20 protein-coding genes are annotated in these 25,608 nt (G+C 66.9%); 6 read left to right on the top strand and 14 right to left on the bottom strand.

Annotated features, from left to right (window positions below):
* Positions 1 to 34: 34 nt before the first annotated feature.
* Positions 35 to 934, top strand: coding sequence for a LysR family transcriptional regulator (locus FHT08_RS05025; protein ID WP_166774461.1), 900 nt, complete (start codon positions 35 to 37; stop codon positions 932 to 934).
* A 249-nt stretch (positions 935 to 1,183) separates the two neighbouring features.
* Here the strand turns inward: FHT08_RS05025 and FHT08_RS05020 are convergent, their stop codons facing one another.
* The 5 genes from FHT08_RS05020 to FHT08_RS05000 all read right to left on the bottom strand — a co-directional run bounded on the left by FHT08_RS05020 (position 1,184) and on the right by FHT08_RS05000 (position 8,931).
* Positions 1,184 to 2,167, bottom strand: coding sequence for an aldo/keto reductase (locus FHT08_RS05020; RefSeq protein ID WP_166774460.1), 984 nt, complete (start codon positions 2,165 to 2,167; stop codon positions 1,184 to 1,186).
* A 206-nt stretch (positions 2,168 to 2,373) separates the two neighbouring features.
* Positions 2,374 to 3,054, bottom strand: a complete 681-nt coding sequence (locus tag FHT08_RS05015) for a TetR/AcrR family transcriptional regulator (RefSeq protein WP_104535869.1) — start codon at positions 3,052 to 3,054, stop codon at positions 2,374 to 2,376.
* Positions 3,047 to 4,543 carry an efflux transporter outer membrane subunit gene (locus tag FHT08_RS05010; RefSeq protein ID WP_104535870.1) on the bottom strand — a complete coding sequence of 499 codons (1,497 nt, stop codon included), beginning with the start codon at positions 4,541 to 4,543 and terminating at the stop codon, positions 3,047 to 3,049. The genes FHT08_RS05015 and FHT08_RS05010 overlap by 8 nt, the downstream gene beginning before the upstream one ends.
* Position 4,544: 1 nt before the next feature.
* A complete protein-coding gene (locus tag FHT08_RS05005; RefSeq protein WP_166774459.1) occupies positions 4,545 to 7,688 on the bottom strand; it encodes an efflux RND transporter permease subunit in 3,144 nt (1,047 codons plus the stop codon).
* A 16-nt stretch (positions 7,689 to 7,704) separates the two neighbouring features.
* Positions 7,705 to 8,931, bottom strand: coding sequence for an efflux RND transporter periplasmic adaptor subunit (locus FHT08_RS05000; protein WP_104535872.1), 1,227 nt, complete (start codon positions 8,929 to 8,931; stop codon positions 7,705 to 7,707).
* A gap of 130 nt (positions 8,932 to 9,061) precedes the next feature.
* Here FHT08_RS05000 and FHT08_RS04995 point away from each other — a divergent pair, with 130 nt between their 5' ends.
* Entirely contained in the window at positions 9,062 to 9,682 is a 621-nt protein-coding gene (locus tag FHT08_RS04995) for a TetR/AcrR family transcriptional regulator (protein ID WP_104535873.1), read from the top strand.
* Positions 9,683 to 10,040: 358 nt separating this feature from the next.
* Here the strand turns inward: FHT08_RS04995 and FHT08_RS04990 are convergent, their stop codons facing one another.
* From FHT08_RS04990 to creB, 9 genes are all read right to left on the bottom strand, one after another.
* Positions 10,041 to 10,535, bottom strand: coding sequence for a transcriptional repressor (locus tag FHT08_RS04990; RefSeq protein ID WP_104535874.1), 495 nt, complete (start codon positions 10,533 to 10,535; stop codon positions 10,041 to 10,043).
* Positions 10,536 to 10,550: 15 nt separating this feature from the next.
* The gene (gltX, locus tag FHT08_RS04985) at positions 10,551 to 11,954 is read right to left on the bottom strand and encodes a glutamate--tRNA ligase (RefSeq protein WP_166774458.1); all 1,404 of its coding nucleotides are present in this window, start codon (positions 11,952 to 11,954) and stop codon (positions 10,551 to 10,553) included.
* A gap of 67 nt (positions 11,955 to 12,021) precedes the next feature.
* Positions 12,022 to 13,116 carry a DUF3616 domain-containing protein gene (locus FHT08_RS04980; RefSeq protein ID WP_104606111.1) on the bottom strand — a complete coding sequence of 365 codons (1,095 nt, stop codon included), beginning with the start codon at positions 13,114 to 13,116 and terminating at the stop codon, positions 12,022 to 12,024.
* Positions 13,117 to 13,252: 136 nt separating this feature from the next.
* Positions 13,253 to 14,137, bottom strand: a complete 885-nt coding sequence (locus FHT08_RS04975; RefSeq protein WP_104535877.1) for a carbon-nitrogen hydrolase family protein — start codon at positions 14,135 to 14,137, stop codon at positions 13,253 to 13,255.
* A 46-nt stretch (positions 14,138 to 14,183) separates the two neighbouring features.
* Complete coding sequence (locus FHT08_RS04970) at positions 14,184 to 14,834, bottom strand: GNAT family N-acetyltransferase (protein WP_181126203.1); 651 nt, start codon at positions 14,832 to 14,834, stop codon at positions 14,184 to 14,186.
* Positions 14,831 to 15,253 carry a hypothetical protein gene (locus FHT08_RS04965; RefSeq protein WP_166774457.1) on the bottom strand — a complete coding sequence of 141 codons (423 nt, stop codon included), beginning with the start codon at positions 15,251 to 15,253 and terminating at the stop codon, positions 14,831 to 14,833. The genes FHT08_RS04970 and FHT08_RS04965 overlap by 4 nt, the downstream gene beginning before the upstream one ends.
* 7 nt (positions 15,254 to 15,260) lie before the next feature.
* Positions 15,261 to 16,580 (bottom strand): cell envelope integrity protein CreD, encoded by a 1,320-nt coding sequence (gene creD, locus FHT08_RS04960; RefSeq protein ID WP_047126869.1) that lies wholly within the window; start codon positions 16,578 to 16,580, stop codon positions 15,261 to 15,263.
* A gap of 128 nt (positions 16,581 to 16,708) precedes the next feature.
* Complete coding sequence (gene creC / locus FHT08_RS04955) at positions 16,709 to 18,157, bottom strand: two-component system sensor histidine kinase CreC (RefSeq protein ID WP_104535881.1); 1,449 nt, start codon at positions 18,155 to 18,157, stop codon at positions 16,709 to 16,711.
* 48 nt (positions 18,158 to 18,205) lie between these two features.
* Complete coding sequence (gene creB / locus FHT08_RS04950; protein WP_184402834.1) at positions 18,206 to 18,910, bottom strand: two-component system response regulator CreB; 705 nt, start codon at positions 18,908 to 18,910, stop codon at positions 18,206 to 18,208.
* Between the two features lie 34 nt (positions 18,911 to 18,944).
* On the opposite strand from creB, the gene rlmJ reads away from it, so the two are divergent.
* The 4 genes from rlmJ to FHT08_RS04930 all read left to right on the top strand — a co-directional run bounded on the left by rlmJ (position 18,945) and on the right by FHT08_RS04930 (position 25,608).
* The gene (gene rlmJ / locus FHT08_RS04945) at positions 18,945 to 19,853 is read left to right on the top strand and encodes a 23S rRNA (adenine(2030)-N(6))-methyltransferase RlmJ (protein WP_047130508.1); all 909 of its coding nucleotides are present in this window, start codon (positions 18,945 to 18,947) and stop codon (positions 19,851 to 19,853) included.
* 190 nt (positions 19,854 to 20,043) lie between these two features.
* On the top strand, positions 20,044 to 20,586 hold the full coding sequence (locus FHT08_RS04940) for a GNAT family N-acetyltransferase (RefSeq protein WP_166774456.1): 543 nt from the start codon (positions 20,044 to 20,046) through the stop codon (positions 20,584 to 20,586).
* A gap of 723 nt (positions 20,587 to 21,309) precedes the next feature.
* Positions 21,310 to 24,780 carry a transcription-repair coupling factor gene (mfd, locus tag FHT08_RS04935; RefSeq protein WP_166774455.1) on the top strand — a complete coding sequence of 1,157 codons (3,471 nt, stop codon included), beginning with the start codon at positions 21,310 to 21,312 and terminating at the stop codon, positions 24,778 to 24,780.
* A gap of 498 nt (positions 24,781 to 25,278) precedes the next feature.
* Positions 25,279 to 25,608, top strand: coding sequence for an STAS domain-containing protein (locus tag FHT08_RS04930; protein ID WP_047126873.1), 330 nt, complete (start codon positions 25,279 to 25,281; stop codon positions 25,606 to 25,608).

The raw sequence follows: 25,608 nt of genomic DNA, 5'->3' as shown, positions 1-25,608 counted from the left end.
GAATGGCATGCGCTGGAGTCGGCCGTCGCAAGCAATGGCGCGGGAAAATCTCAACGATCTGCAGGTCTTCGTCACCGTGGCGCGCGAGGGCAGCTTCACCCGTGCCGCCGCGCAGCTGGGCGTCTCGCAATCGGCGCTGAGCCATACCGTGCGCGCACTGGAAACACGCCTGGGCGTCCGTCTGTTGACCCGCACCACGCGCAGCGTGTCGATGACCGAAGCCGGCGCACGCCTGTTCGACACCGTGGCACCGCGCCTGGAAGAGATCGACGACGAGCTGTCCGCGCTCACCGACTTCCGCGACAAGCCGGCCGGCACCATCCGTATCACCACCGCCGGCCACGCTGCCGATGCCTACATCTGGCCGGCGTTGTCGAACGTGCTGCCCGACTATCCCGACCTCAAGATCGAGGTCACCGTCGATTACGGGCTGGCCGACATCGTTGCCGAGCGCTACGACATCGGCATCCGGCTGGGCGACCAGGTCGCCAAGGACATGGTCGCGGTGCCGATCAGTCCGATGCAGCGCATGGCGGTGGTGGCGGTGCCGGGCTACTTCGTGCACCACACCATCCCCGCCGCGCCGGCCGAGCTGGCCCGGCACAACTGCATCGGCTTGCGCCTGCCCACCCATGGCGGCCTGCTGCCCTGGGATTTCGAAAAGGACGGCCGCGAGGTCAAGGTGCGCGTGGACGGGCAATGGACCTTCAACGGCAGCAGCGCCATCCTGCGTGCCGCGTTGGCCGGCGGCGGACTCGCGTTCTTGCCGGAAACCATGGTGCTGGAGCACATCGCCGCCGGCCGGCTACGCCGCGTGCTGGAGGACTGGTGCGAGCCGTTCGACGGCTATTACGCCTACTACCCCAGCCGCCGCCAATCCTCGCGCGCACTCAAGGTAGTGATCGACGCATTGCGGCACGACCTGGCGCACTGACGCGCCCCTGTAGGAGCGTGCCTGCGCGCGACGACGCGTTACCGATAACGCCCATCGCGCGCGAGCGCGCTCCTACGAAAGCGTCGGTTTGCGGCGGGTTTGAAGGGGTGATCAACGCATTGCGACACGATCCGGTGCGGTGACACGCCCGTGTAGGAGCGTGCCAGCGCGACGAGGCGTTTTCGATAACGCCCATCGCGCGCGAGCACGCTCCTACGACAGCGTCGGTTGGGCGGGTTGATCGCTGGGTTATTTACCGACCAGCTTCTGTCGCTCCGGGCTGTAACGCTCGCCGACGATCGCCACCGCATCCAGCGCCTGCTGGATGCGCGCAAGATCCTCGCTGTTCAAGGTCAAGGCAGCGGCGCCCAGGTTTTCTTCCAGGCGATGCAGCTTGGTGGTGCCGGGAATCGGCACGATCCACGGCTGGCGCGACAGCAACCACGCCAGCGCGACCTGCGCCGGGGTGGCGCCCTTGTCGGCAGCGATGGCCTGGATGCGTTGGACCAGCACCTGGTTGGCCTGACGCGCCTCGGCAGCGAAGCGCGGCACCTGATTACGGAAATCGTCGGCAGAAAATTGCGTGTCGGCCTGGATGGCGCCGGTCAAAAAGCCCTTGCCGAGCGGGCTGAACGGCACGAAGCCGATCCCGAGCTTTTCCAGCGTTGGCAAGACGCTGGTTTCCGGCTCGCGCCACCACAGCGAGTATTCGCTCTGCACCGCAGTCACCGGCTGCACCGCGTGCGCGCGCCGGATGGTGTCGGCACCGGCTTCGGACAGGCCGAAGTGCGTGACCTTGCCTTCGGCGATCAAGTCCTTGACCGTGCCGGCCACCTCTTCGATCGGCACCGCCGGGTCCACGCGATGTTGATAGAACAAGTCGATGCGGTCGGTCTTCAGGCGCGTCAGGCTGGCCTCGGCCACCGCACGGATCCGCTCGGGACGACTGTCGAGCCCGGCGTCGGCATGTCCGTCCTTGAAGCCGAACTTGGTCGCAATCACCAGTTGGTCGCGGTGCGCCGCCAGTGCTTCGCCCAGCAATGCCTCGTTGGCGAACGGCCCGTAGGCCTCGGCCGTATCGAAGAAGGTGACGCCGCGCTCCACTGCCGCATGCAGCAAGCCAACGGCCTCCTTGCGCGCGGTCGCCGGCCCGTAGCCATAGCTCAGGCCCATGCAGCCCAAGCCCAGCGCGGACACCTGCAGTCCGCTGTTTCCCAACTGTCGTGTTTGCATCGTGTGCTCCCGCGGCAACGGCCGCATCGAATGAGTCGGCCGCAGGCGGCAATACCGCTGCAGCACCGATGCATCACGATAGCCGCGTGCCGCAGGCAGATTGCACAGCAGGCGGTGCTAACGCTTATGAGCGCCCCTCATCAACGCGCGCGGTGCCGGCAACGCGCCACCGACCACCCATCCATCGTGCTGCCCTGCCGCCGCCGCTAGAACCCGTGCGGTACTTCGCGCCTGCCTGTCGTCACCGCCGACGGTTGCGGCCGATACGCGCGCAGGAACAGCGCCACCGCACTGGCGACAGACGCGTGCTGCGCGGCGGCCGGTGGCTGCGACCTGTCGCCACGCATCGCCGCATTGGCCGGCATCCCGGTCATCAATCCGAAGAAATGCACCGAGGCATCCGGCAGACTGTCGATGACCAGGCTGCCCTGCTCCACTTCGCGCGCCAACACCGCACGCATCGTGGTGTCGTAGCGTTCGAAGCCCAGCGTCCACATCTCCTCGCGCACCTGGCTGGGCAGCGCCGGCGGCCGCACCAGGCCATAGGCAGCATCGCCCAGTGCGTTGCTGGCCGCCATACGCACGACCGCCTCGGCGATGGCGAGCAGACGCACAGGCAACGGCCCGCGCATGTTCAACAATGTCTCCCATGGATTGGGCGACTGGTGCGCCAGCGCCTCCAGAGTGGTACGCAACAGCACCTCCTTGGAAGCGAAGTGCACATACACCGTGGCCTTGGACACCATTGCGCGCTCGGCGATGCTGTCCATGCTGGTCCTGTCGAAGCCCTGGCGCGGAAACAGCTCGGCTGCCGCGCGCAGGATTGCGCCACGCTTGTCGTGCGGTGCGCGCCTGGGCGTTGCGGCCTCGGCAGCGGCGTCATCCACGTGGCTGCCCCGTCGCGGTCGTGGCCACCGCCGGGTCGGCCGATTGCAGCCAACCGCCGCCCATCGCCTTGTAGAACGTCGCCAGATTGGTGAAGCGCGACAGCTGCGTGGTGATCAAGGTCTGCTGCGCGCCGTACAGCGCGCGCTGCGCATCCAGCGCCTGCAGGTAGCTGTCCACGCCGCGTTCGAAGCGCGCCTGCGACAGCCGGTAACTGTCGGCAGTGGCATCGACCAGGGCCTGTTGCGCCTGCAACTGCCGGCCCAGGGTCTCGCGTTGGGCGAGCGCATCGGAAACCTCGCGGAACGCGCTCTGGATCGCCTTTTCGTATTGCGCCACCTGGATATCGCGGTTGGCCTTGGCCATGTCCAGGTTGGCGCGGTTACGCCCGGCGTTGAAGATCGGCAACGTCAGCGTGGGCACGAAGCTCCAGGCGCGGGTGCCGGAATCGAACAGGTTGGACAAGCTGCTGCTGGACGAGCCGGTCGATGCGGTCAGGCTGATGCTCGGGAAGAACGCCGCACGCGCCGCGCCGATGTTGGCATTGGCCGCACGCAGGTTGCGCTCGGCCTCCAGGATGTCCGGGCGGCGCTGCAGCAACTGCGACGGCAACCCGGCCGGCACGCTGGCCAGCACGTTGCCGTCCACGCTGGCGCCATCGGGCAAGGCCTGCGGCAACAACGCCGCCGGCACCTGCGTGCCGACCAGCAGCACCAGGGCATTGCGGTCCTGCGCCACCTGCGCGGTGTAGCGCTCCACATCCACGCGCGCGGTTTCCACCGTGGTCTGCGCCTGGCGCAGGCTGAGCTGCGAAGCCACACCCAGCTCGAAGCTGCGTTGCTGCAGGCGATAACTGTCGCTCTGGCTGCTCAAGGTGGACTGCGCCAGTTGCAGCAACTGCTGATCGGCCGCCAGCGTCAGATAGGCGGTGGCCACCTCGGCCACCAGGCTGATGTGGGCGCTGCGGCGTGCCTCGGCGGTGGACAGGAACTGTTGCAGCGCCTGTTCCTTGAGGCTGCGCACACGTCCGAACAGATCCAGCTCGTAGGCGCTGATGCCGATGTTGGCGCTGTAGGTGCGGAACACCTGCGGCTGGCCCGGAATGGCCAGCTCCGACGGCGTGCGTGCGTTGTTGGCGGTGCCGGTGGCCTGGACGGCAGGCAGCAGCGCAGCACGCTCCACCCGGTACTGCGCACGCGCCACTTCGATATTGAGCGCGGCCACGCGCAGGTCGCGGTTGTTCTCCAGTGCCAGGGCGATCACCTGCTGTAGCGCGGGATCGGTGAACACCTGCCGCCAGCCGATGTTGGCGATATCGATCGCCTGCTCGGGGCTCGCCGTATCGGTCGTAGTGGATGCCGTCGCGAGCTCGGTGCCGGCAAAGCGCTCGGGCACCGGTGCGTCGGGCCGTGCATAGCGCGACATCAGCGTGCACCCGGACAGCACGCTGGCCACCGCGATCGCGGTCAATGTCATGCGGATCGGTGTCATCTCAGTGTCCTGCCGGTTGCGGTGCGGGCGGAGTGGGCTGTGCGCGGCGCTTGAACAAGCCGCTGACCAGCACGAAGAACAACGGCACGAAGAAGATCGCCAGGATCGTGCCGGACAACATGCCGCCGATCACGGCGGTGCCCAAGGCGTGCTGGGCGCCTGCACCGGCCCCACTGCCAAGCACCAGCGGCACCACGCCCAGGATGAAGGCCAGCGATGTCATCAGGATCGGCCGCAGGCGCATGCGCGCCGCTTCCAGTGCCGATGCGACCAGGCTCTTGCCGCCTTCATGCAGTTCCTTGGCAAATTCCACGATCAGGATCGCGTTTTTCGATGCCAGGCCAATGGTGGTGAGCAGGCCCACCTGGAAGTACACATCGTTCATTTTCCAGGTCAGCATCGCGCCCAGCAATGTGCCGAACACGCCCAGCGGCACCACCAGGATGACCGAGAACGGAATCGCCCAGCTTTCATACAACGCGGCCAGACACAGGAACACGATCAGGATCGACAAGCCGTACAACAGGCCGGTCTGGCCGGTTGAGGATTTCTCCTGCCGCGACAGCCCGGTCCACTCGAAACCGATGCCCGGCGGCAACTTGGCTGCCGCCGCTTCGACGATCTGCATCGCCTCACCGCTGGAAGCCACACCCGGCATCGCCATGCCCAGGATCTCCACCGACGGCACGCTGTTGTAACGCTCCAGACGCGGCGAGCCCGAACCCCAGCGTGCGGTGGCGAAGGCGTTGAACGGCACCATCGTGCCGGCGCTGTTGCGCACGAACCAACGATCGATGTCCTGCGGATTCATGCGGTACGCCGCATCGGCCTGCAGCATCACCTTCTTGACGCGGCCCTTGTCGATGAAGTCGTTGACGTAGGTACTGCCCCACGCGCTGGAGAAGGTGTTGTTGATATTGGCGATCGACACGCCCATGGCCTGCGCCTTGTGCGAGTCGATCTCCAGCTTGAACTCGGGCGTGTCCTCCTGCCCGTTCGGGCGCACCGCCACCAGCCGCTTGTCCTGCGACAGCTCGGCCAGCAGCTGGTTACGCGCCTGCATCAGGGCCTCGTGGCCGAGGTTGGCGCGATCCTGCAGCATCAGGTCGAAACCGGTCGCATTGCCCAGCTCGGACACCGCCGGCGGTGCGAACGCGAACACCGTGGCATCGCGGATGCCGGCGAAGAACGCAGCGGCCTTGCCGGCCACGTCGGTGACGCTCTGGCCCTTGCCGGTGCGCTCGTCCCACGGCCGCAACTTGACGAAGGCAAAGCCCACGTTCTGGCCGGTACCGGCAAAGCTGAAACCGGAGACCGCAAAAATGCCGGCGACCGAGTCCTTCTGATCGGCCAGGAAGTGATGCTCCACCTGCTTGAGCACCTCGCCGGTGCGCGCATCGGTGGCGCCGGGCGGCAACTGCACCAGCACGAACAGCGTGCCCTGGTCCTCGTCGGGCAGGAAGCCCACCGGCAGCTTCATGAAGCCGACCACCACCAGCGCCAGCAACACCGCGTAGGCCAGCATGTAGCGCCAGCCCTTGCCCAGCATGTGCCGCACCACGCCCTGGTAGCCGTTGTTGCCGCGATCGAACACGCGGTTGAACCAGCCGAAGAACCCGGTGGTCGCCAAGCCATGGCCTTTTTCCACCGGCTTGAGCAAGGTGGCGCACAAGGCCGGGGTCAGGATCATCGCCACCAGCACCGACAAAGTCATGGCGGAAACAATCGTGATCGAGAACTGCCGGTAGATCACTCCGGTCGAGCCGCCGAAGAACGCCATCGGCACGAACACCGCGGCCAGCACCAGGGCCACGCCGACCAGCGCGCCGGAGATCTGGTCCATCGACTTGCGTGTGGCGTCCTTGGGCCATAGATGCTCCTCGCCCATCACGCGTTCGACGTTTTCCACCACCACGATGGCATCGTCCACCAGCAGGCCGATCGCCAGCACCATCGCGAACATGGTCAGCGTGTTGATGGTGAAACCGAACGCCGCCAGCACACCGAAGGTGCCCAGCAACACCACCGGCACCGCGATGGTCGGTATCAAGGTCGCGCGGAAATTCTGCAGAAACAGGTACATCACCAGAAACACCAGCACCACCGCTTCGATCAGGGTATTCACCACCTGCTCGATGGAGATGCGCACGAACGGCGTGGTGTCGTACGGCTTTTGTACCTTCATGCCGGGCGGGAAGAATTTCTCCTGCTCCTCCAGGCTCTTGTCGATCGCGCGCACGGTGTCCAGCGCATTGGCACCGGTGGCCAGCTTGATCGCCAGCCCGGCCGCCGGCTTGCCGTTGTAGCGGCCCACCGTGTTGTAGCTCTCGCTACCCAGTTCGATGCGTGCCACATCGCGCAGGCGCACCTGCGAGCCATCGGACTGCGTGCGCAGCAGGATGTTCTCGAACTCCTCGGCGGTCTTCAGCCGGGTCTGCGCGGTGATGGTGGCATTGAGTTGCTGGTTGGGCACCGCCGGCAACGCGCCCAACTGACCGGCCGAAACCTGCGCGTTCTGCGCCTGGATCGCGGTGCGCACATCCACCGGGGTCAGGCTGAAATTGTTCAACTTGTTGGGGTCCATCCATACCCGCATCGCGTACTGCGAGCCGAACAGGGTGGTGTCGCCCACGCCTTCGACGCGGCTGATGGTTTCCTGCACGTTGGCAGCCACGTAATCGGAGAGGTCCGAATCGCTCATGCTGCCGTCTTCGGAAGTAAAGGCCAGCACGTTGAGGAAGTTGGCGGCCGATTTGGTCACCGTCACGCCCTGCTGCTGCACTTCCTGCGGCAACAACGGCGTGGCCAGCGACAACTTGTTCTGCACCTGCACTTGCGCGGTGTCCGGGTCGGTGCCGTTGTCGAAGGTCAGCGTGATGGTCACCGCACCGCTGGATTCGCTGGTGGAAGCCATGTAGCTGAGGTGGTCCAGCCCCTTCATCTTCTGCTCGATGACCTGGGTGACGGTGTCTTCCAGCGTCTGCGCCGAAGCGCCCGGATAGTTGGCGGTGATGGCGACGGCCGGTGGCGCGATGCTGGGGTATTGCGCAATCGGCAAGGTGGCGATGGACAGGATGCCGGCCAGCATCACGATGATGGCCAATACCCAGGCGAAGATCGGACGATCGATAAAGAAGCGTGCCATGACGTGTGATCCCGCCTCAGTTGGCCGCACGCGGTGCGGTCGGGGCGGGAGGAGTGCCAGCGGCGGCATTGCCGGCACCGGTGGCCTGCTTGCCCTTGGGCTGCCAGGGCACGGTCTTGACCTCGATGCCGTCGCGGGCGCGCGAGACGCCTTCGACCACCAGCTGTTCGCCGGCCTTCAGACCGCTGCGCACCAGCCACTGGTCGCCGACTTCGCGGTCGGTTTCCAGCACGCGCAGTTGCAGCTTGTGATCGGCGCCGACCACGAAGGCGGTCGGCTTGCCGGCGCCATTGCGCGAGACCGCCTGCTGCGGCACCAGCACGCCCTGCTCCTTGATGCCCTCCTGCAGCACCGCGCGCACGTACATGCCCGGCAACAACTCCGCATTCGGGTTCGGGAACACCGCGCGCAAGGTGATCGAGCCGGTGTTCTGGTCGACGGTGACATCGGAGAACGCCAGGTGACCCTGCAACGGATAGGTGCTGCCGTCTTCCAGCAGCAGCGACACCTTGGCCGCATCGTCGCCGGCCTTCTCCAGATCGCCGCGCGCCATCGCCTGCTTCAGGCGGAGCAAGGCCGCGCTGGGCTGGGTGACGTCGATGTAGATCGGGTCCAGTTGCTGGATGGTCGTCAGTGCGGTGGCCTGGTTGGCGGTCACCAATGCTCCCGGGGTGACGCTGGAGCGGCCGATACGACCGGAGATCGGCGCGTCCAGACGCGCGAAGGCCAGGTTGATGCGCGCGGTTTCCACGCTGGCCTTGCCGGCCGCCACGTCGGCCTCGGCCTGGCCCAGTGCGGCGGCGGTGTCGTCGCCGTCCTGTTGGCTGATGGCCTTGATCTGCACCAGTTCGGTGTAGCGCTCGGCCTTGAGCCTGGCGGTGCGCAGGTTGGCCTGCGCCTTGGCCAGGGTGGCCTGGGCGCTGGCGTAGCTGGCGCGATAGGTCGCCGGATCGATCTGGTACAGCGTCTGCCCGGCCTTGACGTCGCCGCCTTCGGTGAACTGGCGCGATTGCACGATCCCGCCCACCTGCGGGCGAACTTCGGCAATCAGGTAGGGAACCGTGCGTCCGGGCAGCTCGGTGGTCAGGGTCACCGAATGCGACTTGACGGTCAGCACGCCCATTTCGGGTATGCCCTCCTCCGGCGGCGGACCGCCCGGCGGGCTGCCGCAGGCACTGAGCAGGACGGTGGCAGCAACGGCGGCAGCGAGCAGGGGCAGGCGAAACGAAGCATGAGGACGCACGGGGAGGTCTCCGACGGGACGCAGGATGATTAAATCTAAACGGTACGGTTCGGTATCCTAATAAGCGAATCCGCAGCCGTCAAGCATTCCTGCCCAGTCGGTATACTTAAGCACCCAAGGGAGCCAGTTGATGCGGGTCAGAACCGAAGAAAAACGCCACGCCATCGTGCAGGCGGCCAGCGAGGTATTCCTCGAACTAGGCTTCGAAGGCGCCTCGATGTCGCAGATCGCCGCCCGCGTCGGCGGCTCCAAGCGCACGCTCTACGGCTACTTCCCGTCCAAGGAGGAGTTGTTCGTGGCGTTTGCCAAGGACATGTCCGACCGCTATATCGACCCGGTGCTGGACGCGCTTTCGCAAAGCAACGGCCCCGTCGCCGAGACCCTGCAGCGCTTCGGCGAGGACATCCTCAGCTTCCTGTGCGCGCCCAGCTCGATCACCATCTGGCAGACCATCATCGGCGTGTCTGGGCGGTCGGACGTGGGGGCGCTGTTCTTCACTGCAGGCCCCGAGGAAGGCCTGCAACGCATGGCCGGCTATCTGCAGACGCAGATGGATCGCGGCGTGATCCGCTGCGCCGACGTCCTGATCGCGTCAAGGCAGTTCGGCGGGCTACTGGAGGCGGAAACCCTGATGCCCTGCCTGTTCGGCGCACTGAAAGACCCCTCGCCCGAGTATTTGCGCGAGGCGACGCAGCGCGCGGTCGCCCTGTTTCTGGCGGGCTATGGATGCAAGAGCGCTGCCGCGGCGTGATGTGCGGTGGTGTTTGATACCTGGGGTAAGCGATGAGTCGCTAGCGACCCCAGTGATGCGCGTGTATGGCACTGGTGCACGCGCGTACTGTTCGAGGCTTTGTCGGTGTGACAACAACAGCGCATCCGTCTGCAGCAGATTGCTGCGTCTGCGCACTGCCGGCAACTTGAGAGCCGCTAACAAAACTACGTCACGCCAGCTGATCTGCTGCATCGCTGCAGGCCCTTGCCCGCCTACTGTTGCGGGACACGCTGCAGGTACGTCCTTGTAAGCCCTTGCGCAGCATCCATGCCGCGTAAGGTCCCGCGACGGTTTGTTCGCCGCTCCAAGTGAACCGCCCTGCGTTGCCTGGCGATCCTTACTCGGCCACCGCGCACTTGGCGCACAGGCCATGCACTTCCAGCGTCTGCGCCTGCGGCTGGAAACCCAGCGCCTTGGCGCGCGCTTCCAGTTGCGCCACCACGTCGCGGTCTTCCAGCTCCACCGCGCTGTGGCAGCGGTCGCAGATCAGGAACGGCACCGAGTGCTGGGCACTGTTGGGGTGGTGGCAGGCGACGAAGGCGTTGACCGACTCGAGCTTGTGCACGAAGCCGTTGGCCATCAGGAAATCCAGCGCGCGGTACACCGTGGGCGGGGCGTCGGCACCGACGCCCTTGCCTTCGCGCACCCAGTCCAGCAGTTCGTAGGCCTTGACCGGCTTGCCGGCGTCGGCGATCAGCCGCAGCACATTGGCGCGGATCGGCGTCAGCCGCAGGCCGCGCTCGCTGCAGGCCCGCTCCACCGCGCGCACGAAGCCGTTGGCGTCATCGACGTGGTGATGCGGTGCAGTGCAGGCGTGTTCGTTGGTCTTCATCACAGGCTCCGGCGGTCAGCCCGCCCCTATCTTGATGAGTGCCGCATCGATGCGTTTCAAGGCGCCCTCGCGTCCGGCCAGGTACACCGTCTGCGAAATGTCCGGGCTGACCTGGGTGCCGGTGATGGCCACGCGCAGCGGCTGGGCCACCTTGCCCATGCCCAGCTCCAGCGCGGCGGCCGCGTCGTGCAGCGCGGCCGAGACGGTCTCCACGCTCCATTCGCCCTGCGCCGCCAGCAGTTCGCGCGCCTTGCCCAGCGGCACCTCTGCGCCCAGCTTGAGGTGCTTCATCACTGCCGCTTCGTCGTAGGTTTCCAGCGGCTGGTACCAGACCACGGCTTTTTCGGCCATTTCCTTCAAGGTCTGCACGCGCTCGCGCAGCGCCACCACCACATCGGCGGCGGCCGGGCCGGCGGCGACGTCGATACCCAGCCTGGCCAGCTGGTATTCCAGCTGTGGGGCGATGCTGGCCGGGTCGTCGGTCTTCAGGTAATGCTGGTTGACCCAGCCCAGCTTGGCCATGTCCAGCCGCGCGGCCTTGGAATTGACGTCCTTGACGTCGAACAGGTCGAGCAATTCCTGCCGACTGAACAACTCCTGGTCGCCGTGCGACCAGCCCAGACGGGCCAGGTAGTTGATCAGCGCATGCGGCAGATAGCCGGCGTCCTTGTACTGCATCACGTCGGCCGCGCCGGTGCGCTTGGACAACTTGGCGCCCTGCTCGTCCAGGATCATCGGCATGTGCGCGAACTTCGGCACCGGCGCGCCCAGCGCCTGGTAGATGTTGATCTGGCGCGGGGTGTTGTTGATGTGGTCGTCGCCGCGGATCACCTCGGTGATGCCCATGTCCCAGTCGTCCACCACCACCGCGAAATTGTAGGTGGGGAAGCCGTCCGGGCGGAAGATCACCATGTCGTCGAGCTCGCTGTTGGCGATCTCGATGACGCCCTTGATCAGGTCGTCGAACACCACCGTGCCGCCGGCAGGATTCTTGAAGCGGATGACCCGGTTGGGGTCGTCGCGGTACGGCAGGTTCTGCTCACGGGCGGCACCGTTGTAGCGCGGCTTCTCCTGCCTGGCCATCGCGGCCTCGCGCATGGCGTCGAGTTCGTCGCGGGTCTCGTAGGCGTAATAGGCCTTGCCCTGCGCCAGCAGCTGCTCGGCGACCTCCCTGTAGCGGGCGACGCGCTGGGTCTGGTAGATCGGGCCCTCGTCGTAACCCAGGCCCAGCCATTCCATCGCCTCGAGGATGGCGTCGATCGCCTCCTGGGTGCTGCGCTCACGGTCGGTGTCCTCGATGCGCAGCACGAACTGCCCGCCGCGGCGGCGCGCCTCCAGCCAGCAATACAGCGCAGTGCGGGCGCCGCCGATGTGCAGGTAACCGGTGGGGCTGGGGGCAAAACGGGTGCGGCAGGTCATGGAGCGCTCGGCAGAACGGGGATCGGCCGATTTTACCTTGACCAGCGCAGAGCTGCCCGCGCCCGCCTCAGCGGTTGCGCAACAGGTCGCCGTAGACCACGTCATCGCCGCCGCCGCTGCGCGCCGGGCCGGGCGCGTCGTACAGCACCAGCCAGCTGGGCGTGTCGCCGGCCAGGTGCCTGGGAAGATTGCAGATCGCCTCGGCGCGGTCGCTGTCGGTGCCGTGCGGCAACACCGCCGATTCCAGCAGCTCGTGCTGAAAGCGCGCCGGCGCCTGGTTGGCGGCCAGCACCGCACGCGCGCCAGGCCATTTGAACAGGCGGATTTCGCCGTTCAGCACCATGGTCGGGCCGGCCAGCAGGTACAGGTCGTCGCCGGAATAATGCAGGTCGCGGATGCCCAGCCCGCCCAATTGCAGGAAGTGCTTGCGCAGCAGCGCGCCGTCTTCGTCCAGCGGCACCAGCCGCAGATGGTCGCCATGCGCCTGGACCCGGATCTCCAGCAGCGCCGACCAGCCGCGTAGCACCGGCCCGCGCAGGCCCAGCAGCAGGCGCTCGCCATCCACCACGATGCCTTCGATGTCGAAGCCGTTGTCCTTGCCGGGGATCTCCAGGAACGGGCCGAAGTGCGGGTCGTCGGCCAGCAGGTCGGTGAGCTGATTGTGTCTGGCATCGCCCTTGAGCCGCAGTGCGCGACGGCCGTCGGCGGCTTCGCGTACCAGGCGCGGGGTGCCGTCGGCATCGCGCTCGATCGGCAGGCAGGCCAGCAGGCGACGGTTGGCGTCGAGCTTGAGCTTGGTCAGGCGCTTGGCGTTTTCGGCATCGTCGCGACTGCGCTTGGCGTTCTTGCGCTTGAGCCCATGCGAGCCGATCACCCACAGCAATCCATCCGACAGCGCCATTCCTTCCAGATCCGCCTCCTCGGCCGCCTCGCCGGGCAGATCCAGCAACTCGGCCAATGCAAAGCTCTGCCCGTGGCCGAAGCGCAACGTCTCGTGCTGCACGGGGTCGAGCCTGCGCAGGCGATCCACGGCGCAGGCCTCGTCGCCGGCCACCCACAGCCAGTCATCGGTGAAGGCCGCGCCGGACAGATTGCTGTGCACCCGCGCACCGGGCGCGAACTCGAGACGGACGCTGTGCGGAATCAGGGTTTTCTTGGCCATGGGAACCTGGTGGTTGGTGCAAGGGATGCGAGTGATGGCCGGCGCAGAACGGTCGGGGCGTACGCGTGGCGCGATGGGTCGCGGGCACCGACTGCGCTCGCCTGATGCTGCGCGCAGTGGCTGGCCGCGCGCCCGGTCAGTCGAACGTGGCCAGCCTGGCACGCACGAGCTGAGCGCCCAGTTGACCGACCCAATCGCGATCGTTGGCGACCTGGGCCTGCGCGCGGCTGGCCTCGAAGGCGGCAAAATCCAGCTCCGCATACGCCCACACGGCAGTGCCCTGGGTCTGTACCAGCACGCCATCGGCCGGGAAGCCGACATCCATCGGTGCGAACACCGCCGCTTCGCCGGTATTGACGTCCAGCGCCGGGCTCCACGGCGCTTGCCCGGCCGTGACCGATTGCGCGACGAACACGCGGTTTTCCAGCGCGCGCGCCAGGCAGCCGACGCGCACCCGCATCGCCCCGGCAGCGGTGTCGGTGCAACTGGGCACGATCAACAGCCGCGCGCCGGCCTCATATTGCGCGCGCACCGGCAGCGGAAACTCGCTGTCGTAGCAGATCGCGATCGCCGCACGCACGCCGTCCAGGTCGAACACCTTCAGCGCATCGCCCGGCTCGATCAGCCCGGTGGCCTTTTCGAAGCCGGTCAGCTGCAGCTTGTCCTGCCAGCCGTGCCGGCCATCGGGCGTGAACCAGTCGCTGCGGTTGCGGTAACGGCCCTGGCCCAGGTCCAGCAGAAAGCTGCCGGCAACCAGATGCAGCCGATGCTGGCGCGCCAGGCCGGCAAACAGCTCCAGCCACGGCGCACGCAGCGCCTGGATCGCCGCCAGCGACTCCGGCAATCCGGCAGAAATCTGCGTATCGAAGGTCGCGCCCAGTTCCAGCGCCAGATACTCCGGCAGCACCAGCAGGCGTGCGCCGGCGGCGGCAGCCTCGCCCACCAGCGCGGACTGGCGTGCGGCGAACGCGGCGAAGTCGGCAGGTTTGCCGATCGGGTACTTGGCGACGGCAATTTTCATCTGCTGGCCTGATTGCGATTGATCGATGGCGGAAGAAGTGACTCGGTCACGGCGGCAGTGGCCGCGTCCACACCCGCAGACTGTGGTCGATCTCGCCGTGTTGCAACTCCGCCCACGCCAATTGCACGCGCATGTCCGGTTGCGGTGCATAGCCACGCTTGCGCCAGAACACATCGTTGGGTCGGTGATCGGCCGGCCTGCGCGGATCGTCCTGCGCGCGTTCCACCGAACAGAACGCGGTGAGCGCGAAGCGGCCCAGTGCGCGCGCATGCGCCTCACGCTGGTCGAAAAATGCGTGGCCGATCCCCTGCCCGCGATATTCCGGCAGCAGCACCGATTCGCCGAAATAGAACACGCTGGCCGGCTCGATGCCGGCCGCACGAAACGGCGCATGAAAGGCCTCGCTGTCGTCGAGCAGCGGCAGCCCGGTGGAGGCGCCGATCACCGCATCGCCATCGCGTGCCAGCACGAACACGCTGTCCGGCGAGGCCGCGTAGGCGGCCAGATAGCCGCGCTCGTAATCGGCGTCGCCTTCGTACAGGTATGGCCAGGCGCGGAACACCGCGATGCGCAGTTGCGCCACCGCAGCCAGATGCGGCAGTACCTGCGCGCCGCGCACCGTTTCGACAATCAGGGAGGAGCCGCTCATGCCGGCCATGGTAAGCCAGCCTGGCGCAGCTGCGCCGCCGTGGGTCAGCGCAGCCAGCCGCCATTGCCCGGAGCCGCCGCAGCCGGCTGCTGCCACAGCAACCACACCGCCGCCTCCTCGCTGGCCAGCAGCACGCCGAGCAGTGCATCGGTGCTGCGCGCCCAGTAGCTGCCGTTGCTCAACCGCTGCCACGGCCCGTAGCGCCGCGGACGCATGCTGTCTGTCTGCACATCTTGCCGCTGCGCCGCCTGCAGGAACCCGCTGCCGCCCAGGCGCAATGCCTGCGCGGTGCCCGCATGCAGGCGCAGGCCGATCACGCCGCAGCGTCCATCGCGGCGCAAGGGCAAGGCCAACAATGGCGAAGCTTCCCAAGACTGCGGCAACGCTGCGGGAAGCAGCGCCACCGTGTCGATCCCGGCGGGCAGCAAGCGCTGCGCCCGCCGGTGCAACTGTGCGTGAGCGCGCATGCCGGCCTCAGCGCAGGCTGTTGCCAAGCTCGTACCAATCGAGCTTGCGGGTGACCCACATGATGCTGGCCAGAATGCCGAACAGCAGCAGCGATCCCATCAGCAGCGCGTTGTCTTCGGAGATCAACAGGCTGTAGAGCACCCCGTACAACGCGGTGAGCATCGCCGAGAACCCGGCTGCACGCACCCAGCTGCGCAACACCCCGGACAGATAGAAGAACTGCAGGCCGATACACGCCGCGGCCGAGACCAGATACGCCTGCCAGAACGCGATGTGCTCGGAAAGGCTCAACAGCAGCAGGAAGAAGATCGCCAGCGCCAGACCCACCAGCAGGTATTGCAGGGGATGGATCGGCAAACGCTTGATCAACTCGAACAACACGAATGCCACGAAGGTCAGCACCACGAACAGGATGCCGTACTTGCTGGCCCGGTCGGCCTGGGTGTACACGTCCACCGGATCGACCAGCCGCACTTCCAGCGTATCCAGCGCCGACTGGCTGGACTGCAGCTGCGTCTGCGCACCAGTGGCCAGCGACGACAACGACCAACTCGCATCGAAACCGCGCTGGCCGATCGTCGGCGCATTCGGCAAGAAGCGCCCGCCAAACAGCGGATGCGGCCAGGCCGAGCGCAGGGCGATGTCGTTGTTGTCGGCAATCGGTGCGATCGCCAGGCTGCGGGTGCCATCCAGCACGAAGGACATCTCCACCAGGTTGCCATCGCCCAGCGTGCCGGCCAGCGCATCGCTCAGCGGCTGCAGATCGGCATGGATACCGGCCGAGCGCTCCGCCAGGCCGCCGGCCCCGCTCTCCAGCGGCAAGCTGCGGCCGTCCACCCGCAGGCTCGGCGTGCCGACCAGGCCGCGCACATCGGAAATGCCCACCGCCAGATGCGGCCGACCATAGCTGCGACCGGCCACGGCCGGATAGGCGAACGGGTCGAACTCGGCCTTGAGCCCGGCCTTCCACGAATACACCTGCACGCGGAACAGGCCGATCTTGCGCTCGGACGGGGTGAGCTCGCCGCTCAGGGTGAGCGTGCGCGGGGTCTGCAGCAGCTGGCCCTCGCGCTTGCGCCAGACCTTGCGCGGGTTGCCCTGTTCGTCGGGCTCGGTGACCTGCACGTCCTCGGTAAACGGCAGCACCCGCACCGGCGCGATGAACTGCTGCTCGCCGGCCTTGCTCTGCGCCACCCGCTCCACCGCCTCGTCGCGGTAACGCGCACGGTCCTGCACCGTGCCGCGGATCAACAGCAATGGAATCAGCAGCAACAGGATCAATCCGCCAATGGTGGCGAAGCGCAACAACAGTTTCAGGGATTTCATCGACCTTCCTCAGTCTGGGAGGTCGCCAGGGTGCGGTGCGCCGGTGTCGGGGATTTGAGGCGAATTTGAAGCCAATGTGAAGTGGATCATCGGACGGCGACTCGGTCGTGCCGGGCCGAAGCCTTGCATCAGCCAGCCGGCAGCCGCAGCGTCGCCAACGCGCCGCCGCCCTCGCGGTTGCCCAGCGTGGCCTCGCCGCCATGCAGGCGCGCGACTTCGCGTACGAACGGCAGGCCAAGGCCGGAGCTGCGTTGTCCGGTCTGCGGGCGGGCCAGCGAATAGAAACGCTCGAACACCCGTTCCAGTGCGTAGTCCGGCACGCCGCTGCCGCGGTCCTGCACTACCAGCTGCACCTGCCCCTTGAGTACCTGCGCACGCAGCTGGACGGTGCTGCCCTGCGGTGAGAACGCGATGGCATTTTCCAGCAGGTTGATCAGCGCCTGGCGCAGCAGGAATCCATCGCCCAGCACGGACTGCTCGCGCGCTGTAGCGGATGCGGCATCGCTTTCAAGCAGCACGCCGGCCGCTCTCGCACGCGGCAGCACCGCATCCAGGACGGCCTGCAGCAAGCCAGCCACCGCGATACGCTCGCGTGTCTGCAGCCAGCCGTGCTGTTCCACCTCGGCCAGTGCGAGCAGCTTGTCGATGGTCTCGGTCAGGCGCAGCTCCTGCGCGCGGATGCTGGCGACAAAGTGCTGGCGATCGGCTTCCGGCAGTGGCTCGCTCAACAATTCGGACGCACCCCGGATTGCCGCCAGCGGGCTCTTCATCTCGTGCGTCAGCGACTGCACGTACTGCTCCACGTAGGCCTTGCCTTCCAGCTTGCGCCGCATGCTTTCCAGCGCCTGGCCCAGGTCGCCGATTTCATCGCCGCGCGGTTTGGGCGGCGGCACCGGTACGCCCGCGCTCACCGCCTGCGCGTAGCGATTGAGCCGGCCGATGCCGCGCATCAGCCACCAGGTCATCCAGATGCCGATCAGCGCGGAAATGCCGATCAGCCAGGCACCGCGCTGCAGGATGTTGCGCTGGCTGGCCTCGATGAACGGGTCGATGCTGCGATTGGGCTGCGCCAGCGTCAGTACGCCGATCAACCTGGCCGGGTCATTCGGCGCGTAGATCGGCGCGGCCACATGCATCACCGTGGCGGTCGGGTCGCCATCGACCTCGGGGCTGGAGCGGGCGCCATATTCGCCGCGCAAGGTGCGATAGACATCGTTCCAGCGCGAGTTGTCGCGGCCCACATCGCGCCCCAGCGAATCGAACACCACCACGCCGCGTGCGTCGGTCACGGTGACGCGGTAGGCCACGTTGTTCTTGCGGAACCGCCACACCCAGGCCTTGGGATCGCGCCGCTGCGCCTGCGCCAGGTTGCGCGCGAAACTGCCGTTGGCGATGGTGCCGGCAGCCAGCTCGCCGCCGGCCATTTCCGCCAGTACATTGGCCGCATCCACCAGCGTGGATTCCATCGCCTGGCGCACGCCCGGCTTGACCTCGTTGACGAACACCCGCATTACGAAGAACGCGGCCAATCCGACGATCAGAAAGAAGCCCAGAAACAGCTTGAGACCGAGCCGCATCTCAGGCCCCGGCCGGGAGAACAACGTGACGCCTGCGCTCGGCCACGGCTATAGCTCCAGCGCGTAGCCGAGGCCACGATGGGTGCGGATCGGGTCGGCCGGCACGCCGGCCTGGCGCAACTTGCCGCGCAGCGTCTTGATATGGGTGTCCACGGTGCGGTCTGCGCTGTCGGCAGCAGCGTCCCAGCCGCGGTCCATCAGCTGCGCGCGGCTCAGGATCGCGCCGGGGCGCTGCAACAGGGCCGACAACAGCGCGTATTCGTAGCGGGTCAGCGGCAGCAGCGCATCGCCGTAACGGATGCGGCTGCCCTCGCGATCGATCGCAAACGCGCCATGCGGCTGCCAGCCAGTGTCCAGTGCGGCGGCCACATTGCGACGCCGCAGCCGCGCGCGCACCCGCGCCACCAGCTCGCGCGGGGAGAACGGCTTGGCCATGTAGTCGTCGGCGCCCAGTTCCAGGCCGAGCACGCGGTCGATCTCGTCGTTGCGCGCGGTCAGGAAGATCACCGGCACATCGCTGAAACCGCGCAGCGCGCGGCACACCTCGAAGCCGTTGATGTCCGGCAGGCCCACGTCCAGCACCACCACATCGGCCGGGTCGGCACGCAGCCGCGCCAATGCGTCGCGGCCCAGCAGGCAATGTTCGGGCACATAGCCTTCGCTGCGCAGCGCGTACAGCACCGTATCGGCAATGGCGGCTTCGTCTTCGACGACGAGCACGCGGGCGGGGGACTCGGACATGGCGCGCAGCATAGCCGCATGCTGGCGCGGCCCGTACACTGCCGCGATGAACTATCGCCACGCCTTCCATGCCGGCAACCATGCCGACGTGCTCAAGCACATCGCCTTGCTGGCGCTGATCGACACCCTCAAACGCAAGGACACCCCGTTCTTCGTGCTCGACACCCACGCCGGGCGCGGGCGCTACCAGCTCGGCGGCGAGGAAAGCCGCAAGACCAACGAGGCCGATGCCGGAGTGATGCGGCTGATGGCCGAATCGACCCTGCCCGAGGTGGTCGAACGCTATCTGCGCGCGGTGCAGGCCGACAACCAGGGCGTCGCCCGCCCGGCCACGCCCGGCCAGAAGCCGGCACGCCCCACCGCCGGCATCCAGATCAACCATTACCCCGGCTCGCCGCTGCTGGCAGCGCAGGCGCTGCGCGAACAGGACCGCATGGCGTTCTGCGAGTTGCAGCCGGAAGAGGCCGAGGCGCTCAAGCGCCTGTTCGCCAGGGACAACCGCGTGCGCGTGCATGCCGGCGATGGCTACGAGGCGATTCGCGCATTCGTGCCGCCGCGCGCGGGCGAAACCAGGATCGGCCGCGGGCTGGTGCTGATCGACCCGCCGTACGAGGCGCAGGAGGCCGAGTACCCTCAGGTCATCCACAGCGTGCGCGAGACCCTGGCGCGCTGGCCGCAGGCGATCTGCATGGTGTGGTACCCGATCAAGCTGCGCCGCAGCCTGCAGCCGTTCATGCGCAAGGCCGCCACGCTGCCGGCCAAGTCGGTGCTGGTCGCCGAGCTGCAGGTGCGCCCGGACGACTCACCGCTGCGCCTGACCGGCAGCGGGTTGCTGATCGTCAATGCACCGTGGCAGTTCGACCAGGTGCTGGCGCCCGCGCTGCCGGTGCTGAAGCAGCATCTCGGCGAGGCCGGCGCCTCGACCCGGCTGGAGTGGCTGCGCCAGGACACCTGAGTCATCGATGGCGGCGCTTCTTCGCGCTGACAATCGCGGCGCCACACTCACGACTGGATCACAGTATCGCTCGGTACAGTGGCGAGGGAAGCAATGCCATCCCCTGACGGCCCCAGCGGCGCACCGGATTCGTTCACGGTCGTGCCCTGGGCGGGTGCCAGAATCTTCCGATCTTTAAGGAACACCGGTCATGGCCATTCGTAATCGCATGCCTCCTTGGCATGAAAATTTCAGCCTGCCCAATGGCCGCACCCTTCTGCTCCGCCCGATCCGCCCCGAGGACGGTCCGCCGCTGCAGGGCGCTTTCAGCCTGTTGGGACCGGAGGAAATCCGCGCGCGCTTTGTGCGTTCCTCCGCCGAAATCACCCCGGAGATGGTGCAGCGCCTGACCCATCCCAACCCCAAGAGCGAAATCGTGCTGGTGGCCGCCGAACAGCTGCCGCCGGGCGAAGCGCTGGTGGGCGCGGTGGCGCGCGCGGCGCTGGTGCCGGGCACCCGCCAAGCCGAGTACACCATCCTGGTCAGCAGCTTCGTCGCCGGCCAGGGGCTAGGACGGCAGCTGATGCGCAAGCTGGTCAAGTGGGCACGGCGCAAGTACCTGGATTGCCTGTTCGGCGACGTGCTGCAAAGCAATATGCCGATGCTGCAGCTGGCCGAGTCGCTGGGCTTCAAGCCGCAGCCGCATCCGGATTCGCCGGAGTTGGTGCGGATGGTGCTCGAGCTGGATGCCTGAGGGCTGGGATTCGGGAATCGGGAATCGGGATTCGGGATTCGGGAATCGGGAATCGGGAATCGGGAATCGGTTTAGAGCAGGATCTGCGGATTGGCTGAAGGCCCTTGCCCGCCCACCATCGCAGGACACGCCGCAAGTACGTCCCTGTAGGCTCTGGCGCGGCATCCATGCCGCTCAAGGTCCGGCGACGGTGGGCGGGCAAGGACCTGTCGGGATGGTCGGTAGGCATAGTGCGAACAGGCACGGTGTCCTGCTCGGGCAAGGACGCGTCCGCCCGTTCCACAACAAAGCCAGGGTAGCGGACCAGCTTTTCAAACAACCGACTAACTGTCTGGGGCGGTGCCCTCACCGATTGCGGGACCGTGTGGCGGCATGGATGCCGCCACCGAGCCTCCACGGATGGATTCACGGCGTGTCCCGCGAGCGGTGAGGACGCCGCACCCTCGACTCACCTGGCTTTGATTGCTGATCTGCTGCTTGGCTGCAGGGCCCTCGCCCACCCACCATCGCAGGACACGCCGCAAATACGTCCCTGTAGGCTCTTACGCGGCATCCATGCCGCGTAAGAGCCCGCGACGGTGAGCGGGCAAGGACCTGTCGGGATGGTCGGTTGTAGATGGCGAGAGCGCCGTACATCCGACCAAGGCGGCGCAGGTGGCCCGACGCCGGCTTTCACGCCGGATGGACCGGCCGCGGTGGGGGCTCTGGTAAAATTGCCAGCTGATGCCGTCGCCAACCACCTTCCCTTCTCCGCCGCTGCCCAAGTCCGGCCAGCTCCGCGCCTATTGGCGCGCTCCGTCTTCGCCGACTGCGCTGGCCTGGTCGATCGCACGCGCCGCCGAGGCGCATGCCGGCCCGCTGCTGGTGATTGCCCGCGACAACCAGAGCGCGCATCAGATCGAGGCGGATCTGCATGCCTTGCTTGGCGAGCACGCGACGCTGCCGGTGGTGCCGTTTCCCGATTGGGAAACCCTGCCCTACGACCAGTTCAGCCCGCACCCGGAGATCATCAGCCAGCGCCTGGCCGCACTGCATCGGTTGCCCGCACTGACCCGTGGCGTGGTGATCGTGCCGGTGCAGACGCTGATGCAGCAGTTGGCGCCGCTGAGCTACATCGTCGGCGGCAGTTTCGATCTCAAGGTCGGCCAACGGCTGGATCTGGATGCGGAAAAACGCCGTCTGGAAAGCGCCGGCTACCGCAACGTGCCGCAGGTGATGGACCCGGGTGATTTTGCGGTGCGCGGCGGCCTGCTCGACGTGTTCCCGATGGGCGAAGCCACTCCGTTGCGGATCGAGTTGCTGGACGAGGATATCGACTCGATCCGCGCCTTCGACCCGGAATCGCAGCGCTCGCTGGACAAGGTCGAGGCCGTCAAGCTGCTGCCCGGCCGCGAAGTGCCGATGGACGATGTCAGCGTCGAACGTGTGCTGGCCTGCCTGCGCGAGCGTTTCGACGTGGATACCCGGCGCAGCGCGCTGTATCAGGATCTGAAATCGGGCCTGGCGCCGTCGGGGGTCGAGTACTACCTGCCGATGTTCTTCAGCAAGACCGCCACCTTGTTCGATTATCTGGACAAGCGCGTGCTGCCGCTGGTCGCCACCGGCGTCTCCAACGCGGCGGACACGTTCTGGGCACAGACACAGGACCGCTACGAGCAGCGCCGCCACGATGTGGAACGCCCGCTGCTGACGCCGGACGAGTTGTATCAATCGCCGGACGCATTGCGCGAGCGGCTCAACAAGCTGGCGCGTATCGAAGTGTGGACCAGCGATCATCCGCGCATCGACGAGGCCGCCGCACTCGGCGACCAGCCGTTACCGCCGCTGCCGGTGGCGGCAAAAGACGCACCGGCCGGTCAGGCGCTGGCCTCGTTCCTGGGCCATTACCCTGGCCGCGTGCTGGTGGCCGCAGATACTGCCGGTCGTCGCGAAGCCTTGATGGAAGTGCTGGCCGCCGCGCAGTTGAAGCCGGAGGTGGTCGCCGACCTGCCCGCCTTCCTGGCTGCGCCCGGGCTGCGCTTCGGCATCACCGTGGCGCCGCTGGAAGACGGCTTTGCGCTGGACGCCCCGCAGATTGCGGTACTGACCGAGCGCCAGCTGTTTCCCGAGCGCGCCAACCAGCCACGCCGCAGCCGCCGGGTCGGACGCGAGCCGGAAGCGATCATCCGCGATCTGGGCGAACTGTCCGAAGGCGCGCCGATCGTGCACGAGGATCACGGTGTCGGCCGCTACCGCGGGCTGATCGTGCTCGATGCCGGCGGCATGCCCGGCGAGTTCCTGGAAATCGAATACGCCAAGGGCGACCGGTTGTATGTGCCGGTGGCGCAGCTGCATCTGATCAGCCGTTATTCCGGCGCCTCGGCCGAGACCGCGCCGCTGCATTCGCTCGGCGGCGAGCAATGGACCAAGGCCAAGCGCAAGGCGGCCGAAAAGGTCCGCGACGTGGCGGCCGAATTGCTGGAAATCCAGGCCCGCCGACGTGCGCGTGCCGGTCTGGCCTTGCAGGTGGACCGAGCGATGTACGAGCCGTTCGCGGCCGGTTTTCCATTCGAGGAGACCGCCGACCAGCTGGCGGCCATCGATGCGACGCTGCGCGATCTGGGCAGCAGCCAGCCGATGGACCGCGTGGTCTGCGGCGACGTCGGCTTCGGCAAGACCGAAGTGGCCGTGCGTGCCGCATTTGCCGCGGCAAGCGCCGGTAAGCAGGTCGCCGTGCTGGTGCCGACCACGCTGCTGGCCGAGCAGCATTACCGCAATTTCCGCGACCGCTTCGCCGATTACCCGATGAAGGTGGAAGTGCTGTCGCGCTTCAAAAGCACCAAGGAAATCAAGGCCGAGCTGGAGAAGGTCGCCAGCGGCGAGATCGACGTGATCATCGGCACGCACCGGCTGCTGCAGCCGGACGTCAAGTTCAGGGACCTGGGCCTGGTCGTGGTCGACGAAGAGCAGCGCTTCGGTGTACGGCAGAAGGAGGCGCTCAAGGCGATGCGCGCCAACGTGCATCTGCTCACGCTCACCGCCACGCCGATCCCGCGCACGCTCAACATGGCCATGGCCGGCCTGCGCGACCTGTCGATCATCGCCACCCCGCCGCCGAACCGGCTCGCGGTGCAGACCTTCATCACCGCCTGGGACAACACGCTGCTGCGCGAGGCCTTCCAGCGCGAGCTCAGTCGCGGCGGGCAGCTGTACTTCCTGCACAACGATGTGGAAAGCATCGTGCGCATGCAACGCGAGTTGTCCGAACTGGTGCCGGAAGCGCGCATCGGCATCGCCCACGGGCAGATGCCCGAGCGCGAGCTGGAACGGGTGATGCTGGATTTCCAGAAGCAGCGCTTCAACGTGTTGCTGTCGACCACGATCATCGAGTCGGGCATCGACATTCCCAATGCCAACACCATCATCATCAACCGCGCCGACCGCTTCGGCCTGGCCCAGTTGCACCAGCTGCGCGGCCGCGTCGGCCGCTCGCATCACCGCGCCTATGCGTACCTGGTGGTGCCGGATCGTCGCTCGATGACCTCCGATGCGGAGAAGCGTCTGGAAGCGATCGCCTCCATGGACGAGCTCGGCGCCGGCTTCACCCTGGCCACGCACGATCTGGAAATCCGTGGTGCCGGCGAGCTGCTGGGCGAAGACCAGAGCGGGCAGATGGCCGAGGTCGGTTTCAGCCTCTATACCGAGTTGCTGGAACGCGCGGTGCGCAGCATCCGCCAGGGCAAGCTGCCGGACCTGGATGCCGGCGAGGAGGTTCGTGGCGCCGAGGTCGAGCTGCACGTGGCCTCGCTGATTCCCGAGGACTATCTGCCCGATGTGCATACGCGCCTGACGCTGTACAAGCGCATCTCCAGCGCACGCGATGCCGATGCGCTGCGCGAATTGCAGGTGGAGATGATCGACCGCTTCGGCCTGCTGCCGGACCCGGTCAAGCACCTGTTTGCGATTGCCGAGCTCAAGCTGCAGGCCAATGCGCTGGGTGTGCGCAAGCTGGACCTGGGCGAGAATGGCGGCCGGCTGGTCTTCGAGGCAAAACCGGCGATCGACCCGGTCGCGGTGATCCAGCTGATCCAGAAGCAGCCCAAGATCTACACCATGGACGGCCCGGACAAGCTGCGCATCAAGCTGCCGCTGCCGGAAGGCGCCGACCGTTTCAACGCCGCACGCGGCCTGCTGACGATGCTGGCGCCGAGATAACGAAGCTCCCGGGGCGGTGGCGCCTGCTTTGCGCACCGCTCTCGGTCATGGAAGACGCAAGGACGGGTCGATCGCCTTGCAATTGCGGCGCGGGGTGAACCCGGTCCAGTGCGGCATTTCACTACGCGCAGCACCTTGCGATGCCGGTGCGTGACCGCTGCTGCCTGTTTCGTGTGCATTCCCGGCAGCGGCGGCGCACCCATCCAGGCCGCACGCAGGAAAAGCAGGCCACCATCCGGCTGGCTGTCCTGCGGGGCTGTCCAGGACATTGGTTCCTGAGTCTGCTTGCGACAAAGCTGAGCAGTTAATGTCCGGGAAGTGATGGGTTTCGCAAATCCGTCACCGCAGTGAATTTGGCCTCAATATTCCTGCCGCGCGCCGATACCTGCATGGACCGGCGTGATCCCCGTGTGCAGAGATGCCCGCGAGCCCACGCCGGAGCGACCGTCTTCCGCGTCCAGGCACGCACCCGTGCGCCATCGCATCGTTGAGGCATCAATGAACACGCTCCTGTCCGATCTACCCGCGCCGCTGACGCTCGCCCTCGAAGGCGAGATGACCATCCGTCGCGCTGCAGAACTCAAGCCGCTGCTGCAGCCGGCATTGCTGCATCCGGGTGGATTGCATCTGGACCTGGGGGCCGTCAGCGAGATCGATACCACCGGTCTGCAGCTGCTGCTGGCGACCAAGCAGGCGATCCAGGCCGACGGACGGCCGTTTTCGCTGACCGATTCCAGCCGCGCGGTGGTCGATGTGATCGAACTGCTCGGCCTGCTCGAAGCGCTGTACCCGCATGCGGTTGCAGGTATCGGCGAACGCATTCACTAA

It is taken from the genome of Xanthomonas sp. CFBP 8151, from assembly GCF_011761885.1.
Taxonomy (GTDB): Bacteria; Pseudomonadota; Gammaproteobacteria; order Xanthomonadales; family Xanthomonadaceae; genus Xanthomonas; species Xanthomonas arboricola_B.
Note: the sequence above shows the minus strand (reverse complement) of the source record. Positions and strands in the feature narration are given on the sequence as shown.